Annotated in this window: 1 pseudogene; it reads left to right on the top strand. The window is 80.2% G+C overall.

The annotated features are described in order from the left end of the window. Positions 1–585 (top strand): annotated as a pseudogene (locus DY245_RS32710) (chromosome segregation protein SMC); the annotation flags it as partial.

The raw sequence follows: 585 nt of genomic DNA, 5'->3' as shown, positions 1-585 counted from the left end.
GGAGATCGGCCGGCTCGCCGAGGCGCGGGATGCCGCCCGGCGCCGGGCGGCCGACGCGCAGGAGGAGTACGAGCAGCTCAAGGCCGAGGTCGACGGGCTGGACGCGGACGACGAGGAGACCGAGGGGCGGCACGACGCCGCCCGCCGGGAACTGACCGAGGCGGAGGCCGCGCTGACCGCCGCGCGGGAGGCGCTGACCACGGCCGAGCGCCGCCGCGCCGCGACCGCCGCACGGCACGATGCGCTGGCGCTCGGGCTGCGCCGCAAGGACGGTACGGGGGCCCTGCTGGCCGCGGCCGACCATCTCGGCGGGCTGCTCGGCCCGGCCGCGGAGCTGCTGACCGTCACCCCGGGCTTCGAGATCCCGGTGGCGGCCGCCCTCGGCGCGGCCGCGGACGCCGTCGCGGTCACCGATCCGGCCACCGCCGCCGACGCCATCCGCCTGCTGCGCAAGCAGGACGCGGGGCGGGCGGCGATGGTACTGGGGGGAAGCGGGAGCGGGGGCGGCAGCGGGAGTCCGAGCGGTACGGGGCGGGTGCCGGGGCCGGCGCGGCCGGTGGAGGCCCAGGCGACAGCAGGCGGGGT

The organism is Streptomyces inhibens (assembly GCF_003389455.1).
GTDB classification, from domain to species: Bacteria; Actinomycetota; Actinomycetes; order Streptomycetales; family Streptomycetaceae; genus Streptomyces; species Streptomyces inhibens.
This window is presented reverse-complemented; position numbering and strand designations above follow the sequence as displayed.